We start from the raw sequence: 17,453 nt of genomic DNA, 5'->3' as shown, positions 1-17,453 counted from the left end.
CGGTCAGCGAGCCCCGAAGCCCGACACCACCGTCCACACCGACCGGCCGAGGATCTCGAGATCGAGCCACACCGACAGGTGCTTCACGTAGTAGAGGTCGAACGAGAGCTTCTCTACCGTGTCCGCCTCGTTGTCGGCGTACCCGAAGTTCACCTGAGCCCACCCCGTGAGACCAGGGCGAACCAGATGCCGGTGCATGTAGAAGGGAATCGACTCGGAGAACACCTTCACGAACGGCTCCTGCTCGGGCCGGGGACCGACCAGGCTCAGGTCGCCCCGCAGCACGTTCCACAGCTGAGGGAGCTCGTCGATGCGGACGCGCCGTAACACCCTCCCCACCCGGGTCAGCCGACCGTCACCCCGTTCTGCAAACCGCGCCGATTGGTCCTCGGCGACCTGCATGGTCCTGAACTTGTAGAGCCGGAATGGCTTGCCCTCGAGCCCGATGCGCTCCTGTCGGTAGATCGCCGGGCCGCGCGATTCGATCTTGATGGCCAGAGCGATCAGAGAACCCAGGACGAGGGAGAGCGGGAGAGTGACGAGGACCAGGGCAGTGTCGACGATCCGCTTGACCTGCACATACAACGTGCGGCCCGACAACGGCACCGTCAACTCCCAACCTTCGTGCAGGTGAACGATGGGCAGCCGGCCCGTGTGATCCTCGTAGGCAGAAGTCATCGACCGCACCGGAAGGCCGGCGAGATTGCAGGACGACACGAAGCGGGCCATCTCGTCGCTCAGCACCGAGCGCAGGTCCACCGCCAGTGTGGCGCCGGGGACCAGCCGATCCGGCGCGATACCGGACGGATCGAGCACAGAAGCGATATCGGCGTGGGGAGCCGCCAGCAGGTCCTCGACGAGTGCCTTCTCGGACGTGACCAGCACCAGGGTCTCCGTCCATGGCCGTCGACGCCGAATCCAACGATGGATCAGCCCGATCCCGAGCCACGCGGTGACCGTGACGAGCACGAACCCCCGGGACCAGAAGCCCCGGAAGAACACCAGGCCGACGGACGCCGTCGCGAGCGTGATCAACGACATCGACAGGGCACGCCCGTACGAGGGGCGGTGGACTCCGGTGGCCGCCGGACGGAAGGCGATGAAGAGCCCGAGCAATGCCCCGCCGACAATCGAAGCGAGCATCGTGCCCGACTGTGGCCGCGCCCGCCACGGGATTGGATCGCCGAAGATGACGAGTGAGGCGATCTCCATCGCAACCAGCAGCGCGGCTAGGTCGAGCAGGACGGCTGCAACGAGCGTGCGGCGAGCCATTAGGCGATCAGGCTACTTCAGCCGCCGTCAGGGGATTCGCCGGGGCCGCCACCGGCCATCCGTCGCACGATCTCGACCATGGTGCGGACGCCGAATCCCGTCGCCCCTTTCGGGATGTAGTGCTCGGCTTCGGACGCTCGGGCGGGGCCGGCGATGTCGAGGTGGACCCACGGCACGTCGCCCACGAACTCCTTGAGCAGCAAGGCCGCGGTGATCGCCCCACCGAACTTGCCGCCGGTGTTCTTCATGTCGGCGACCTCCGAGTCGATCAGCTTCCGGTAGTCGTCGGGCAGGGGGAGCCGCCAGGTGCGCTCGCCCGCCGCCTCCGCTGCGGCTGACACGATGGCTGCAGCGTCGTCGCCCCCGAACAGCCCGGCGATCTTTTCCCCCAGTGCCGCCTTGCACGAACCGGTGAGGGTGGCGATGTCGACGATGAGATCCGGCTTCTCTTCGGCCGCCAGCGACAGGCCGTCGGCGAGAACGAGCCTCCCCTCGGCATCCGTGTTGAGCACCTCGATCGTCTTGCCATTGCGGATCTCGAGGACGTCGCCCGGCCTCACGGCCGATCCGCTCGGCATGTTCTCGGTGAGTGGGGCGATCCCCAGCACCCTCACCGGAAGGCCCATCTCGGCGATCACCTGCATCGCCCCGAAGACGGCAGCGGCGCCCGACATGTCGGTCTTCATGGTCTCCATGCCATCGGCGGGCTTGATCGAGAGGCCCCCCGAATCGAACACGATTCCCTTGCCGACGAACGCCACGAAACCCTTGGCACCCTTGGGTTCGTAACGAAGCTCTACGAGGCGCGGGGGCTTGGTCGACCCGAGCGAGACACCCAACAGCCCCCCGAGGCGCTCTTGGGCGATCTCCCTCTCGTCGAGCACCCGGACATTCATTCCCACGCGCGCAGCCAGGTCGCGGGCTACCTGGGCGAGCACCTCCGGAGCTTTGTCCATCGCTGGGGTGTTGATCAGGTCGCGGGCGAGGTTGACTCCCCCGGCGATCGATCGACCCAACTGTGCCTCCGCCACGGACGCGTCATCCGCCCCGAGCAGCACCAACGAGGTGGTTAGCGAAGGCTTTGGATCGGTCTTGTGACGGGTGAAGGTGTAGGCGCCGAGAACGAACCCCAGCCCGGTCGCCTCGGCTGCTCGATCGACCGGAACCGCGTGCAGCGTGGTGGCCACCATCACCGCCTTCGGGAGCGAGCGAGCTCCACACCCAGCAGCCCGGCGAATGATCTCGGCGTCTGGCTTGGAGCCGAGACCGACGAACACCACCCGGTTGTAGGGAACGTCCCCGGAGCCCGCCAGTGAGAGCGTCTGCCCGGGCTTGCCGGTGAACTCGGCTTCGTCCATAAGCCGATCCAGACGGGGCATCCGTTCCGCGACCCAGCGCCCCGCATCGTCGAGTGCCTTGTTGGCGCCCACACCCAACACGACGGCGTCGGCGAACGCCTCCCCGTCGAGGCTGCCTCGTATCTCGATCATCCGCTCTCCTCTGCTTCGGTTCGGCTGGGTATCCACGCGGCCTCGGCCGAGCGGGCGAGTACATACAAATAGTCGGCGAGCCGGTTGAGGTAGGGCACCACGAATGAGTCCTCGATGCCCGAGTGACGGACATGAGTCACCGCTCGCCGCTCGGCCCGGCGAGTGATAGACCGGGCGAGGTCGAGCGCCGCCGCCACCGGCGATCCGCCGGGGACGATGAACTCGTTCGGCAGGCCGCGCTCGGCTTCGATGTCGTCGATCCGCGCCTCGAGGGCGACCACCATCGACGCAGTGGTGAGCGACACCCCCGCTTCCAGCAAGCCGCGACGCTCCGCCGAAGTGGCCAGCTCCGCCGCCACGACGAACAGGTCACGCTGAACACTGAGAATCTGGTCGGCCAGGTCCCCTGAGGCGAGGGCCCGGGCCACCCCGAGTGCCGAAACCGCCTCGTCGACCGTCCCGTAAGCCTCAGGCCCGGTCTCGTCCTTCGCCACCCTGCCCCCATGAAACAGCCCGGTCGACCCGTCGTCACCCCGCCTGGTGTAGATCTTCATGCGGGGCGGAGTGTAAGGGGTCGCCCGGCTTCGCCGGGCTCCGCCAAGAGCCAAGAGTCAAGAGCCAAGAGCTCGTCCGAATCGCAGATCCGAGATCCGTCGTATCTCCGACTGCGAGTCGCGCTTCTTGATTCTTGAATCTTGGCTCTTGACTCTCTACAGCATCCTTCCCAGGACCATCGCGCCGGCGGCGGTGAGCATGGCGAGATAAGAGAGGCCGGTGGCGGCCATCACCCCCGAGTAGCCCCGCTCCCGTAGCGCCAGGCCGACGGCCACCATGAGCAGGACCGTGGTGGCCGCCAGCACCACGAACGCCCAGCCCGTCACTGCTTCGGCCGGAGCCCACGGCACGCCTCCGTGGGCCGCGACCAGCGCCGCGTCGATGACACCCCCGGCCGCTCCGATGATGGCGAGCCGCCGAAGGGCGGGCCGCGGCAGGCGCGGGTCGACCAGGTACCAGTGCCCGAGCATCATCTCGCTGGTCACCGCCCCGAGAAACAACCCCCCGGAGATGGCAAGGAGCGGGCGGTCGGCGAGCGCGGCGGCGGCACCGAACGAACAGGCGGCCGCCGCCGCCAGGATCACAACCGCAGGAGGGCGACGCGACATCGCCGCCGCCATCAACACCAGCCCGCAGCCCGCCCACGCCGCCGGACCCCCGCCGGCCAATGCCGCCGGGATACCGAAGAGGAGCGCCACCCCCGCCGCGAGGAGGGCGTACCCGGATCCGACGACACGCCAGGCTGCGACCAGCGCCAACCCCGCGGCGATGCCGCTGGCCCACGCGGAGAGGACGAGAGAAGGATCCAAGGCGGGCGAGTCTAGGGCAGCCCCTCCTGACCCCTCCGGGGGCTGAAACGCGACCCGGTACACTGGGGGCCCCGCCGCGGCGCCATCGCCTGCGGCCCTCGTCCGGAAGGAACCGCATCGTGTCCGACAGCCTGATCGCGCCCCACGGCGGCTCTCTCGTCGACCTGATCGTCGACCAGGCTCGCGCCGACGAGATGAAAGAACAGTCACGCGACTGGCCGTCCCTCGACCTGTCGCCCCGGCACCTCTGCGACTACGAGTTGTTGGCAAACGGTGGGTTCTCGCCATTGACCGGATTTCTCGGGCGAGCCGACTACGAGCGGGTGCGCGACGAGATGCGACTCGCCGATGGCACGTTGTGGCCGATCCCGATCACGCTCGACGTGCCCGAGGAATTGGCGAAATCACTCGCGGAGGGCGACATGCTGGCCCTCCGCGACGACGAGGGAGTGATGCTGGGCGCGCTCCGGGTTTCGGATGTGTGGCAGCCGGACCGCGAGGAGGAAGCCCGCCAGGTGTTCGGCACCACCGATCGCAAGCACCCCGGCGTCGCCCACCTGCTCGACCGCACCCACCCCTGGTACGTCGGAGGCACGATCGAAGCCGTCGGCCTCCCCCACCACTACGACTTCGCCACGCTGCGAATGACTCCGGCCGAGGTCCGTCAGCGTTTCGCCCGACGAGGCTGGCGAAGGATCGTGGCGTTCCAGACCCGCAACCCGATGCACCGGGCCCACCTCGAACTCACGGTCCGCGCTGCCCGCGAGGTCAAGGCCAATCTGTTGATCCACCCCGTGGTCGGGATGACCAAGCCCGGAGATGTGGACCACTACACCCGGGTGCGCGCCTATCAAGCCGTCATGTCGCGGTACCCCAATAACACGGCCGAGCTGGCACTGCTCCCCCTCGCCATGCGGATGGCCGGACCGCGCGAGGCGGTGTGGCACGCCATCATCCGCAAGAACCACGGCTGCACCTACTTCATCGTGGGCCGCGACCACGCCGGGCCGGGCGACGACTCGAGTGGCCAGCCCTTCTACGGGCCGTACGACGCCCAGGAGATGCTCTCCCAGTTCGAGGAGGAGCTCGGCGTGGGCATGGTGCCGTTCAAGATGATGGTGTACCTCCCGGATGAGGATGAATACCGCCCGATGGACGAGGTGGCCGACGGCACCAAGACACTCTCGATATCCGGCACCGACCTGCGTGATCGGCTCCAGGACGGTCGTGAGATCCCGGAGTGGTTCACGTTCGCTCAGGTCGCCGATGAGCTTCGCAAGACCCATCCCCCGCGTAGCCGTCAGGGCTTCACGATCTTCATGACCGGCTTGTCGGGGTCGGGCAAATCGACCGTCGCCAACGTGCTGCGGATCAAGCTCCTGGAGATGGGCGGCCGTCCGGTGACGCTGCTCGATGGCGACATCGTCCGCAAGAACCTCTCGTCGGAGTTGGGATTCTCCAAGGAGCACCGCGACCTGAACATCACCCGCATCGGCTACGTGGCGTCGGAGATCACCAAGAACGGCGGCATCGCCATCTGCGCCCCCATCGCCCCCTATGACGAGGTGCGCCGCCTGGTTCGCGAGACGATCGAGCCGGTAGGAGGGTTCGAACTGGTGTGGATCTCGACGCCGATCGACGTGTGCGAGTCCCGCGACCGCAAGGGACTGTACGCCAAGGCCCGCGCCGGGATCATCAAGGAGTTCACCGGGATTTCGGATCCCTATGAGGAACCTGCCGACGCCGACGTGGTGATCGACACCTCCGACATCACCCCCGAGCACGCCGCCCAGCGAATCATCCTCCACCTCGAGTCACAGGGATACATCGACGCGTCGCGCGACTGAGTGCCTACGGCCGTCGGAGCATGGCCGTCTCTACCTCGACTTCAACCACTCGATCACGCGCGCCGCGACTGCCTCCGGGGTGAATCCATAGGCCTTGGCTAGATCCTCCCAGGGGGCGGATTCGCCGAAGTGGTCGATGCCGATGGCAAGGCCGTCCGATCCGACGATCCGCTCCCAGCCGAAAGTGGCGGCAGCCTCGAGCGACGCCCGGGGAAGGTCCGGGCCGAGCACTGACTCCCGATAAGTGGCGTCCTGCTCGAAGAACGCCTCCCAGCACGGGAGTGAGACGACTCGCAAGGAGATGCCGGCGTCGACCAGGCGCTCGGCGGCGGCAAGGGCGACCCACACCTCCGATCCGGTGGCGACCAGGACGGCATCGTCACCCTGGCGGATGACGTATCCACCCAGATGCAGCGACCCCTGCGGCCGCTCCAGCACCGGCAGGCCCTGGCGCGTCAGGATCAGGCACGACGGCCCATCGGTGCGGCGCAGCGCCATCTCCCACGCTTCCCCGGCTTCGCCGGCGTCGGCCGGGCGGATCACCCACATGTTCGGCATCGCCCGCAGCGAAGCCAGGTGCTCGATCGGCTGATGCGTCGGGCCGTCCTCGCCGAGGAACACCGAGTCGTGGGTGTAGATGAAGATGCTGGGGGCGTGCATCAGCGCGGCCAGCCGGGTCGCCGGACGCATGTAGTCGTTGAAGGTGAGGAAGGTCGCTCCGTAGGGGCGTAGCCCACCGTGGATTGCCATCCCGTTGACGGCTGCCCCCATCGCGTGTTCCCGCACCCCGAATCGGAAGTTGCGGCCGGCGTAGTCGTCCTGGAACTCGGGACTCCCTTCGATGAGGGTGTTGGTCGATGGAGCGAGGTCGGCCGACCCGCCGAGGAGCCCCGGGTAGAACGGGGCGATGGCGTTGATCGCCTTGCCCGACGCCTTGCGGGTGGCCACCGATGCTCCGACTGCGAATCCGAGGTCGCCGACTTCCACCGGTGGCGGAGCGAAGAAGGCGTCCCACTCCTCGTCCGACGCCGAGGCCCGCCGTCCTTCCCACTCCTTCCGGGCAGCTGTGCCCTTGACCATGGCTTCACGGAACAGTGCGTAAACCTCGTCGGGTACCTCGAACTTGGAATCGACCGGCCACCCCATCCCCCGCTTCGTGGCCGCGATCTCCTCCTCACCGAGCGGGTTGCCGTGAGCCTCGGCGGTGCCTTCCTTGGTGGGTGCGCCATGAGCGATCTTGGTGTGGCAGACGATGAGGCTGGGTCGATCGTCAGCCTTGGCGGCCGTGATGGCCTGGTCCACCGCCTCCCGGTCGTGCCCGTCGACATCGAGCACGTGCCAGTTGTACGCGGCGAATCGGGCACCGACATCTTCGGTGAATGTGATGTCGGTGTCGCCATCGATGGAGATCTCGTTGTCGTCATACAGGTAGACGAGCCGGCCCAGCCGCAGCCGTCCGGCGAACGACGCTGCCTCGGATGAGATCCCCTCCATGAGGTCGCCGTCGCTGACGAGGGCGTAGGTGCGATGGTCCACCAGCTCGGGGCCCAGGACCGCACGCAGGTGGGCTTCTGCAATCGCCATCCCGACTGCAGTGCCGAACCCCTGGCCGAGCGGTCCGGTGGTGGTCTCGATCCCACGGTCCTGGTCCCGTTCGGGGTGCCCCGGGGTCGGTGATCCGATTTGCCGAAAGTTCCGGATGTCATCCATCGAGATGTCGAAGCCGGCGAGGTGCAGCAGCGAGTAGAGGAGCATCGAGCCGTGCCCATTGGAGACCACGAATCGATCGCGATCGTGCCAGTGCGGATCGGTTGGGTCCACCATCAGGTGGCGGGTCCACAGCACCACCGCGATGTCGGCCATTCCCATCGGCATCCCCGGGTGGCCGCTCTCGGCGCGCTGGACGGCGTCCATGGCCAGGGCTCTGATCGTGTCGACGGCCAGCTGGTCGGTGGTCATGCCACCACTCGCAGGCTGCGATCGGACCGGTTCAGTTCGTCGATGCCATCAGGTCCTACCGCCACGATGTCCTCGATCCGCATGCCGAACTCGCCGGGCACGTAGATCCCGGGCTCGATCGAGAAGGTCATGCCCGTCTCGACCGGGAGTTCGTTGCCCTCGACGATGTACGGGTGCTCGTGACCTTCGATACCGATCCCGTGCCCGGTGCGATGGATGAAAAAATCGCCATATCCGGCGTCGGCGATCGCGGCCCGGGTGGCCCGATCGATCTCCTGGGCCGGCACCCCGGGGACCACCGCGGCCCGGCCCGCAGCCTGCGCCCGCTCGAGCACGTCGAATGCCGCGCTGTACCGAGCGGAGGGCGGACCGACATGGAGCGTACGGGTGGTGTCGGAGTGGTATCCGTGCGCCCGGCCCCCGAAGTCGAGCACGATCGAGTCGCCTTCGGTGACAACCCGATCGCCGGTCTCGTGGTGCGGAGATGCCGAATTGGGGCCAGAGGCCAGGATCGTGAAAGTCGAGACGTCGTGCCCCTCGGCGACGGTCATGGCCGCGATGTCGCCGGCCACTGCCCGCTCGGACCGTCCGGCGAAGGAAACCTCGTCAAGCCGTGCGACCACTCGATCGGTGGCCTCGGCCGCATGGCGGAGCCAGCGGATCTCCTCGGGCTCCTTGCGCATCCGCAGCTCCCTCGTCAGCGGGGTCGCCGAGGCGAACGACGCCTTGGGGATGAGCGACTGCAGACCGAGCAGAAAGATCGACCAGGTGGGATCGGCGATCACCGCACGAGTGCGGGGACCCACGATGCCGCCCACGATCTCAACCGGGTCGTCGGTCTCCCCCCAGTCCCGCACTGAAAAGGCGCCGCGATCCATCACTCGGGGGGCTTCCAGACGGGGCACGACCAAGGTGGCCTCGTCGTCGGCAGGCACCACCAGCATGGTGAGCCGCTCGAGCGGCATCGCCTCATATCCGGTGAAGTAGGGAAGGTCGGCCCCCACGGAGAGAAGGGCGACCTCGACGGCCTGGCCCGCCATGAGGGCACGCAAACGGTCGAGGCGAGACGAGTAGTCGAAGTCAGGGAACATCGTCATCGAGGCTAACTGGCACCGGGGCACACGGCGACGCCACATCTGGCATCCTGGTCGGGTCCAGCTCCGTGGACAGGAGGGCATCCTGGTCCGCCGATCGCTCGTCCTCGCCGCCACGCTCCTCGCTTCGTGCTCGGGGGGTAGCCGCAGCGCGCCTATCCAGGTCGACGTGACGACGACCGCCGGGCTCCCGGCGCTGCGGGTAGGTGAGTGGATCCGCACCGACGACGAATCCCTGCTCGACAACGGGTACCAGTGGATAACCGACGTGATCGAGGCCGGTGACGGGCTCGTCGCCAGCGGTATCGACTCTTCACAGACCGACCCCGATGCCGTCATCTGGATCTCCCCCGACGGCACCTCATGGACCCGGGTGCTCAGCCCCCTGTTTGGGGGGCCGCAGGCCCAGGGGATCCACGACCTCGCCTGGGGCGGGCCGGGGATCATCGCGGTCGGCTTCGACGGCTCGGGTGGGAACTTCGACGCCGCAGTGTGGGCATCGGTCGACGGAACGGAATGGATCAGAGTGCTGGATCCCGGATTCAACGACGACGGTGACCAGGAGATTCGCACGGTCGTCGCCACCGACTCCGGCTTCGTCGCAGCGGGTCACGACATGTCGGGCAACCAGGTGGACGCCGCCGTCTGGGTGTCGCCCGACGGCCTCCAGTGGAGGCGGGTGTTCGATCCCGCCCTTGGAGGGTTCGGCCACCAGCGGATCTACTCGATCACGGTGGGCGAGCATGGACTCGTCGCGGCTGGATCCAACTACTGGCCCAACCAGTTCGGGCTCTTCCACATGGACGCCCGGGTCTGGGTGTCGCCTGACGGGCTCTCCTGGTCGCTCGTCGACGACCCCATCTTCGAGGGCCCGGGTTGGCAGTTCGTCAGTGCGGTGAGCGCCGGCCCCGAGGGGTACGTGGCGGCGGGTACCAACATCCTCGGCCGGCCCGGCGTGGACAACGACGTGGCCGTGTGGGTGTCCACCGACGGGCAGGCGTGGACCCGGGTCGCCGAGGAGACGTTTGCCCTTCCCCTGGTGCAACGGGTGTCGGCGATGACCTACGGCCCCCAAGGCTTCGTCGCCGTGGGTTACGACACGACGATCGCCGGGAACCGGATCCCGGCCGTCTGGCTGTCGGCCGACGGGACCACCTGGGCTCAGATTGAAGCCGCCGCCTTCGCCGAGCCGGGGCATCGGTGGATGAACACCGTCACCACCGGTGGACCCGGCCTGGTGGCGGCCGGTGCGGACGGAACCCGACCGGTAGGCGATCCGGCGGTGTGGCTTTACCCGCTGGTCGGGCCCTGACCCTCAACCGTCGAGCAACCAGCGCGCCGTCTCGACTAGATGGCAGACTTGGAGCGAGCCGAGGGGGCGCGTGGACTCGAAACCAGTCGTAAGGCGTTTCTCAGAACCCGACGAGGTCGTCGACGTGCCCGGATTGGTGCACTCCGAGATTCTCGAAATCGGCGGATTCGGGCTGGCGCGCACGGTCCACGCCGCTGGTTTCCGGTGGTCGACCCATGTCGCACCTTTGGTGGGAACGGAGTGGTGTGAGGTCCGACACATCGGCCTGCTGGTATCGGGAATAATGCATGTGCAGTTGGCGACCGGCGAAGAGTTCGAGGTGGGCCCCGGGGAGGTGTTCGACATCCCTGCCCACCACGACGGCTGGATCGTCGGCGGTGAGGAGTGCGTGACGATCGATTGGACGGGGGTACGCAGCTGGCTCTCGCCGCTCGACAGTTTGAGCCGACGGGTCCTGCTCACCGTGCTTTTCACCGACCTGGTCGACTCCACGGGAACGGCGACGTCTCTCGGGCCAACCCGATGGGGCGAGCTTCTCGCCCAGCATGGGAACATCGTTGGCGACACCCTTGCTCGCTTCCGGGGCCGCCTGGTGTCGACCACGGGCGACGGCGTCCTGGCGACGTTTGACGGGGCGGCGCGCGCCATCAGATGCGCCCCCGCCCTCCACGAGGCCCTGGGATCGTTGGGCCTCCGCATCAGGATCGGCATCCATACGGGCGAAGTGGACCTCGCCAGCGAAGACATCTCCGGCGTGACCGTCCACGAGGCGGCCCGCATCCTCGCTCTGGCCGGCCCCGGAGAGACTCTGATCTCGGACGTGACGGCAGGGCTGGTCAGCGACGCCGACATCGCTCTCGTCGAGTTCGGGACCCATGAGTTGCGAGGCACAGGGAAGTCCCGCGTTCTCTACAAGGTCGGATGAATACCCGATGATGGTCCATGCCGCAAGACTCGGGGAGATTTCGTGATTCGCCTAGCCGGTCGGTGTTCGAGGGCTTCCTGGTGCCGCCCCTTGAGCGGTACCAGGAGCCGTGACAGCGTCGAGACGAATGTCAGCCCACCACCCCGCGCAACTGCTCGAGCATGGTGGTCCATCCGCCCGCGTGCCGCCGGGAGATCTCCTCGCTGGAGTAGCCGGTCTCGCTGACCACTACCTCGGTCTCGTCTCCGTGGTCGAGGAACTCGACGGTGACCCGGGTGGCCTCGTCGATCCCACCCGACAGCGCCACCTCGAACACCAGTCGGTTCGGTGAGTCGAACTCTCGGAAGATCCCCTTCTCGATGATCTGGTCGCCGCCCGGCGGGCCGAATTCGAGGTGGTATCCGCCGCCCTCTCTGGGGTCGACCTCGGCGTGCGAGACCTCCCAACCGACGACGGGGGCGTACCAGCCGCGCATCTCGTCGGGGTCGGTGAACGCCCGGAACAGGCGCTCCCGGGTGGCCCGGTAGCGGCGGCGCAGGACGAACCCTTTGGCATCGATCGTGTCGGTCATGCTTCCTCCAGGTGGTGTTCCAGGGCGTCGAGGCGTTGCTCCCACACAGCGCGGCGGTCGTCGATCCACGCGACGACCGCGACGAGCGCCGCCGGCTCCAACCGGCAGGTCTTGACCCGGCCCACCTTGCGGGACCGCATCAGCCCGGCACCTTCGAGCACGCCGAGATGCTTCAGCACCGCCGGCAACGACATGGCGAACGGGGACGCCAAGTCGGAGACCGTCGCCTCGCCCTCGGAAAGGCGCTCGACGATCGCTCGCCGGGTTGGATCCGACAGGGCTGCCAGGCGTCGGTCGAGGGTGCGAGAGTTAACCATCGGGTTAACTATTCCAGGTTCACCGGCGGTCGTCAACCCGCTCGCGCCGACTCCTTGGCGTGATAGGAGGACCGCACCAGCGGTCCGCTCTCCACATGGCGCAGGCCAACCGACTGGCCGTACGCGGCGTACTCGGCGAACTCGTCGGGGTGCACGTAGCGGTCGACCCTGCGATGGCGGGCGGTGGGGCGGAGGTACTGGCCGATGGTGACGATGTCGACCCCGACTGCCCGCAGGTCGGCGAGCGTCGACAGCACCTCTTCCCTGGTCTCCCCCATTCCCACGATCAGCCCCGACTTGATCAGCGACTCGGGTCGCATCCACCGGGCACGGGCCAGCAGCGCCAGCGATCGCCCGTAGTTGGCGGCGGTGCGCACATCCCGCTGGAGGCGGAGTACGGTTTCGGTGTTGTGGTTGAGCACCTCGGGGGCGGCGTCCATGACCGTCCGCAGTGCGGCCCGATCGCCCTTGAAGTCGGGGACCAGCACCTCGACGTCGCAGGTGAGCCGGGTGCGGATCTCCTTGATCGACTCGGCGAAGATCTCCGAGCCGCCGTCGGCCAGGTCGTCGCGGTTCACCGAGGTGAGCACGGCGTGCTCGAGGGCCATGGACGCCACCGCCTCGGCCACCCGCTTGGGCTCGTCCCAATCGACCGCCCCCGGTCGCCCGGTGTTGACGTCACAGAACCCGCACGCCCGGGTGCACACGTCGCCGAGCAGCATGAAGGTGGCGGTGCCACTCCCCCAGCACTCGTAGATGTTGGGACAGCCCGCCTCCTCGCACACGGTGTTGAGGTCCAGGCCCTCGACCAGCCGCTTGAGGTCGCGGTAGCCGGGGCCCAGGTCGAGCCGCACCTTCATCCACGGCGGCTTCTCGGGCTCGCCGGGCAGCCGGCCCTTGACCGTGATCGGAATCAGGTTGCGGCTCTCCGGAGAGAAGGTGCCGCAGGCGACCAGCTCGTCGACATCGAAGGCGGGGGCGACCCGGCCGGTGCCCCGGGTGAAGGCGGCCCGATGGTCTTCCACCTTGTCATGCCCGAACACCGCGGCGAAACGGGTCACGAGCAGGTCGACCACTTCCTCGATCGACACCTTGCGTCCGAGGATCTCCGCGATCGAGGTGACGGGACGATCGGGGATGCCGCATGGGACGATGTGGCCGAACCACGCGAGGTCGGTGGTGACATTGAGCGCGAAGCCGTGCATGGTGACCCGACGGGCAGTGCGCACCCCGATGGCGGCCACCTTGCCCGAGGCGGTCCACACCCCGGTGAATCCGTCCTCGCGCCACGCTTCGATCCCCAGGTCGGCGAGGACGCCGATCAGCGCCTCCTCGATCCGTCGCACATGGCCCACCACATCCGGCTTCGGCCCGAGTCCGAAGATCGGGTAGCCGACGAGCTGGCCGGGGCCGTGGAAGGTGACATCGCCTCCACGATCCACCCGGAACAACTCGGCCCCCAGCCCCGCCGCCTGCGGTTCGGAGATGAGCATGCTGCCACCTGTGGCGAATCGGCCCACGGTGTACACCGGCGGGTGTTCGAGCAGGAGCAGGTAGTCGTCAGTAGTGCGCCCCTCGACCCGACCCTCGTGGATGGCCCGCTGGAGGTCCCACGCCTCCTCGTACGGGAGGCGGCCCAACCAGCGGGACCGGAGCAGCGTCATGTCAGCTCTTGTTCCCAATCCCAGGTCTCGAGGTTCTCCTTGATTCGCGCGAGGAACTTCACCGCGGTCGATCCGTCGAACGCCCGGTGGTCCCAGGTGAGCCCCAGGTACCCGACGTGATGAATCGCCAGCCCGTCGTTGCCGTCCTTGTCGGTGATCACCACCGCCCGCTTGGCGACGGTGTCGGTCGACAGGATCGCCACGTTGGGCACATTGATGATGGGCACCGACATGAACGAACCGAACGGCCCCGGGTTGGTGATGGTGAACGTGCTCCCGGCGAGGTCGTCGGGCTCCATCTTCCCGCTGCGGGCCTTGTCGGCGAGTTGCTTCACCCCGCGGGCGATGCCCTTCATCCGCAGGCCGTCGGTGCCCCGCAGGGTCATCACCACCAGGCCGCCCTCATCGAGGTCGACGCTGTAGCCCAGGTTGATCTGCCCGTGCAGGACCCGCTTCTTGTTGGGGAGATCGAACGACGAGTTGACCACCGGGAACGCGTTGAGCGCGTCGATGGTGGCCCGACTGATAAACGGCAGGTAGGTGAGCGAGAAGCCCTCGCGCTCCTTGAACGCGTCCCGATGGCGCTGGCGAACCCGCTCGAGGGCCTCGTAGTCCACTTCTACCGAGGTCCACACATGGGCCGCCGTCTGCTTGGCGCGGGTCATGTTCTCGGCGATACGAACCCGCAGCCGATCGAGATCCTCCACCTGATCGCCAGCAGCCGCGGCGACGGACACCGGTTTCGCCGCCGGAGCCTGTGGGGCCGCAGCGGGAGTCGGAGCCGCCGCAGGGGCGGCGGGCACGGCGGCGGGAGCCGCCGGCACCGGGGTTTCCGCAGCCGGAAGAGCCACCGGAGCCTCGGGAGTGGATGCCGGAGCCTCTGTCGGCGCTGGAGCAGGAGCCTCTGCCGCGGCGACATCGGCAACCGGGGCGGCGGGGGCCGGTGCCGGAGCCTCCGCTGCCGGGGCTGGAGCCGGAGCCGGAGCGGCCGGCGCCTCGACCGCCGGGCCTGACGCCACGAACTGCTCGACATCCTTGCGAGTTATCCGGCCCCCGCGGCCGGTGCCGACCACCTGGGAGAGGTCGACCCCGGCCTCGGCGGCGATCCGTCGCACCACCGGTGAGAGCATCCCCACTTTCCCGGCAGCCGGAGCCTCGGGGGCGGAGGGCGCGGTGCTGGTCGCCGGTGCCACCACCGGGGGCGCCGCCGCCGGCGGATCTTGCACCTCGACCGGCGGAGGGGCCTCTACCGCCGGCGGCGCTGCGGCCGCCGGTGCAGGCTCGGCAGTGGCCGCCGCGGGCTCGGCAGCAGGCGTGGCGGCGGGGGCCACCGATTCGCCCGCTTCACCGATTATCGCCAGCGGGGTGCCGACGGCGACCGTTTGGCCCTCGGGCACGAGAATCTCGAGCACGGTGCCGGACCACGAAGAAGGCACCTCGGTGTCCACCTTGTCGGTCGAGATCTCCAGGAGCACCTCGTCCTCACTGATGGTGTCTCCGGCCTGCTTCGCCCACCGGAGGATGGTTCCCTCGGTGACCGTCTCGCCCAACTGGGGCATGGTGACCGTGTGCGACATGGATCCTCCTAGACGTCTGCGAGCTTGCGGACCGCTTCGAAGACGTCGTCCGCCTGGGGCACGAACGCATCCTCAAGGACTGCGGCAAAGGGTATGTGGGCTTGGGGCGGAGTGACGCGGATCACTGGCGCGTCGAGGTCCCAGAATGCGTCGGCGGCCACCCGGGCGGCGACTTCCGACGCAATGCTGGCGAATGGCACGTCCTCCTGCACCACGACGAGGCGCGAGGTCTTGGCGACCGACGCGAACACCGCATCCCAGTCGATCGGCGACACCGACTGCAGGTCGATGACCTCAGGCTCGATGCCTTCGGCGGCGAGCCGCTCGGCAGCCTCCAGCGATGTGTGGAGCATTGCTCCCCAGGTGACGATCGTCACGTCGTCGCCCTCGCGAGCCACGCGTGCCTTGCCGATCGCGATCTCGTAGTCGCCCGGCGGGATCGCCTCTTTCACACTTCGATAGAGCTTCTTGTGTTCGAGAAAGATCACCGGATTCGGATCTCGGATCGCCGCCAGCATCAGGCCCTTGGCGGCCGTCGGAGTGCTGGGGACCACCACTTTGATGCCCGCGTGGTGGGCGAGCATCCCCTCCGGGCTGATGGAGTGGAACGGCCCGGCGCGAAGCCCCGCTCCGCTTGGGCCGCGGATCACGATCGGGACCGCCTTGCCGGTCTTCCAGTGGTACTTGGCGGCCTCGGTGGTGATTTGGTCCAAGGCCGGATAGATGAAGTCGGTGTACTGGAGTTCCACGATCGGCAGCTGGCCCATCAGTGCCGCCCCGACCGCGCCGCCGACGATGGCCGATTCGGCGATCGGCGTGTCGATCACCCGATTGGGCCCGTACTTCTCGTGGAGACCCTTCGTCACCTTGAACGCGCCCCCGAAAGGTCCGACGTCCTCGCCCAGGATGAAGACCCGCTCGTCGCGTTCCATCTCCTCGTCCAGCGCCTGGGCCACCGCGTCGAGCAGGGTCACCGGCTCACCGGCGGGCGCGGTTGGGGCCGGAGCAGAGGTGGTGCGGACCGCAAAGATGTCCATCGAGACCGACTCGGGCGACGGGTCGGCTTGCTCCTGCGCCCACTCGATCGTCTTGCGGATTTTGTCCTCGATCCGCCCGACGATGTCGGCGCGGCGTGTCTCGTCGAGCAGCCCCCGCGAGCCGAGGAATTCCTCGAACCGAGGAAGCGGATCCTTGGCCATCCAGGCCTCACGCTCGTCGGGCTTCACATACTCGGCGGGATCATGCCCGGCGTGGCCGAAGTGGCGGAAAGTCACCGCCTCGATGAGGGTGGGGCCTTCGCCGTTGCGGGCCCGCTCGACCGCCTCCTTGGCGGCGGCGTAGCACTCGAGCACGTCGTTTCCATCGACCACCACTCCTGGGATCCCGTACCCGTCGGCTCGGTGGGCGACATAGGAGAGGTTGAACTCCAGGTCATTGGGGGTGGAGTAGGCGTACTGGTTGTTCTGCACCGTGAACACGATCGGCAGGTGGAGCACCGCGGCCATGTTCACGGCCTCGTGCCAGGTACCGGTTGCGGTCGCACCCTCGCCGCAGTTGGCGAGCGCCACCCGGCGTTCCGACTTTTGCTTGAACGCCAGGGCGCATCCCATCGCCACCGGGTACGCGTCGGGGAGGGGCGAGACCACCATGAGGGTGCCCTTGTCGACCACCCCAAAGTGGCTGTTGCCGTCACGGCCCTTGGTCGGGGCGGCGGCCTTGCCATAGAAGTTGAGGAGGGTCTCCTCGAGAGTGACGCCCTTCGTCAACTGGCCGAGCAGATCCCGGTGGGTGGGCCCGAAGACGTCGTCCTTCTCGAGAGCGAACGCAAAGCCCACCTGAGCGGCTTCCTGCCCGACACCGGGGTACACCGCGCCCGCGAGGCGGCCACCGCGGTACATGGTGTGGAGGCGCGTCTCGAGAGTACGACCGGTCAGCATCAACTCGTACATCGAGATGAGCTGGGCTTCGGTCAGTTCGGCGGCATGGCCCTTTGCTTCGATCAACGTCGTCCCCTCGAGCCCGACCCGGGCCGCTCGTCGTCATCGGCGCCAGCAATGTTCC

The 17,453-nt window shown here is 67.9% G+C and carries 14 protein-coding genes; 3 read left to right on the top strand and 11 right to left on the bottom strand.

All coding sequences use genetic code 11. The features are described 5' to 3' along the window. Positions 1 to 3 precede the first annotated feature (3 nt). From WD184_06050 to WD184_06035, 4 genes are all read right to left on the bottom strand, one after another. The gene (locus tag WD184_06050) at positions 4 to 1,272 is read right to left on the bottom strand and encodes a sugar transferase (GenBank protein ID MEX0826294.1); all 1,269 of its coding nucleotides are present in this window, start codon (positions 1,270 to 1,272) and stop codon (positions 4 to 6) included. A 17-nt stretch (positions 1,273 to 1,289) separates the two neighbouring features. Then, complete coding sequence (locus WD184_06045) at positions 1,290 to 2,762, bottom strand: leucyl aminopeptidase (GenBank protein MEX0826293.1); 1,473 nt, start codon at positions 2,760 to 2,762, stop codon at positions 1,290 to 1,292. Beyond that, positions 2,759 to 3,316, bottom strand: a complete 558-nt coding sequence (locus WD184_06040; protein MEX0826292.1) for a cob(I)yrinic acid a,c-diamide adenosyltransferase — start codon at positions 3,314 to 3,316, stop codon at positions 2,759 to 2,761. The genes WD184_06045 and WD184_06040 overlap by 4 nt, the downstream gene beginning before the upstream one ends. A gap of 156 nt (positions 3,317 to 3,472) precedes the next feature. Next, positions 3,473 to 4,126: a hypothetical protein gene (locus WD184_06035; protein MEX0826291.1), complete on the bottom strand. Its 654-nt coding sequence runs from the start codon at positions 4,124 to 4,126 to the stop codon at positions 3,473 to 3,475. 116 nt (positions 4,127 to 4,242) lie between these two features. Here WD184_06035 and WD184_06030 point away from each other — a divergent pair, with 116 nt between their 5' ends. Continuing rightward, entirely contained in the window at positions 4,243 to 5,973 is a 1,731-nt protein-coding gene (locus tag WD184_06030; protein ID MEX0826290.1) for a bifunctional sulfate adenylyltransferase/adenylylsulfate kinase, read from the top strand. Positions 5,974 to 6,003: 30 nt separating this feature from the next. Here the strand turns inward: WD184_06030 and tkt are convergent, their stop codons facing one another. Both tkt and WD184_06020 read right to left on the bottom strand, forming a co-directional pair. After that, positions 6,004 to 7,932 (bottom strand): transketolase, encoded by a 1,929-nt coding sequence (tkt, locus tag WD184_06025; GenBank protein ID MEX0826289.1) that lies wholly within the window; start codon positions 7,930 to 7,932, stop codon positions 6,004 to 6,006. Next, entirely contained in the window at positions 7,929 to 9,023 is a 1,095-nt protein-coding gene (locus tag WD184_06020) for a Xaa-Pro peptidase family protein (protein ID MEX0826288.1), read from the bottom strand. The genes tkt and WD184_06020 overlap by 4 nt, the downstream gene beginning before the upstream one ends. Positions 9,024 to 9,195: 172 nt before the next feature. Between WD184_06020 and WD184_06015 the strand changes: the two genes are divergently transcribed. Together WD184_06015 and WD184_06010 are read left to right on the top strand one after the other, a co-directional pair. Next, the gene (locus WD184_06015) at positions 9,196 to 10,338 is read left to right on the top strand and encodes a hypothetical protein (protein ID MEX0826287.1); all 1,143 of its coding nucleotides are present in this window, start codon (positions 9,196 to 9,198) and stop codon (positions 10,336 to 10,338) included. A 70-nt stretch (positions 10,339 to 10,408) separates the two neighbouring features. Next, the gene (locus tag WD184_06010) at positions 10,409 to 11,263 is read left to right on the top strand and encodes an adenylate/guanylate cyclase domain-containing protein (protein ID MEX0826286.1); all 855 of its coding nucleotides are present in this window, start codon (positions 10,409 to 10,411) and stop codon (positions 11,261 to 11,263) included. 130 nt (positions 11,264 to 11,393) lie between these two features. Here WD184_06010 and WD184_06005 read toward each other — a convergent pair whose 3' ends face one another. The 5 genes from WD184_06005 to WD184_05985 are packed head-to-tail and all read right to left on the bottom strand — an operon-like array spanning position 11,394 to position 17,395. Further along, positions 11,394 to 11,834, bottom strand: coding sequence for an SRPBCC domain-containing protein (locus tag WD184_06005; protein ID MEX0826285.1), 441 nt, complete (start codon positions 11,832 to 11,834; stop codon positions 11,394 to 11,396). Next, positions 11,831 to 12,151 carry a metalloregulator ArsR/SmtB family transcription factor gene (locus WD184_06000; protein MEX0826284.1) on the bottom strand — a complete coding sequence of 107 codons (321 nt, stop codon included), beginning with the start codon at positions 12,149 to 12,151 and terminating at the stop codon, positions 11,831 to 11,833. Before WD184_06000 ends, WD184_06005 begins: the two co-directional genes overlap by 4 nt. A gap of 32 nt (positions 12,152 to 12,183) precedes the next feature. Beyond that, positions 12,184 to 13,815 carry a lipoyl synthase gene (lipA, locus tag WD184_05995; protein ID MEX0826283.1) on the bottom strand — a complete coding sequence of 544 codons (1,632 nt, stop codon included), beginning with the start codon at positions 13,813 to 13,815 and terminating at the stop codon, positions 12,184 to 12,186. Next, positions 13,812 to 15,392 carry a dihydrolipoamide acetyltransferase family protein gene (locus WD184_05990; protein ID MEX0826282.1) on the bottom strand — a complete coding sequence of 527 codons (1,581 nt, stop codon included), beginning with the start codon at positions 15,390 to 15,392 and terminating at the stop codon, positions 13,812 to 13,814. Before WD184_05990 ends, lipA begins: the two co-directional genes overlap by 4 nt. An 8-nt stretch (positions 15,393 to 15,400) precedes the next feature. Continuing rightward, positions 15,401 to 17,395: a dehydrogenase E1 component subunit alpha/beta gene (locus WD184_05985; GenBank protein MEX0826281.1), complete on the bottom strand. Its 1,995-nt coding sequence runs from the start codon at positions 17,393 to 17,395 to the stop codon at positions 15,401 to 15,403. Positions 17,396 to 17,453: the final 58 nt, after the last annotated feature.

It is taken from the genome of Acidimicrobiia bacterium (assembly GCA_040878325.1).
Classification (GTDB): domain Bacteria; phylum Actinomycetota; class Acidimicrobiia; order Spongiisociales; family UBA11373; genus JAUYIV01.
This window is presented reverse-complemented; position numbering and strand designations above follow the sequence as displayed.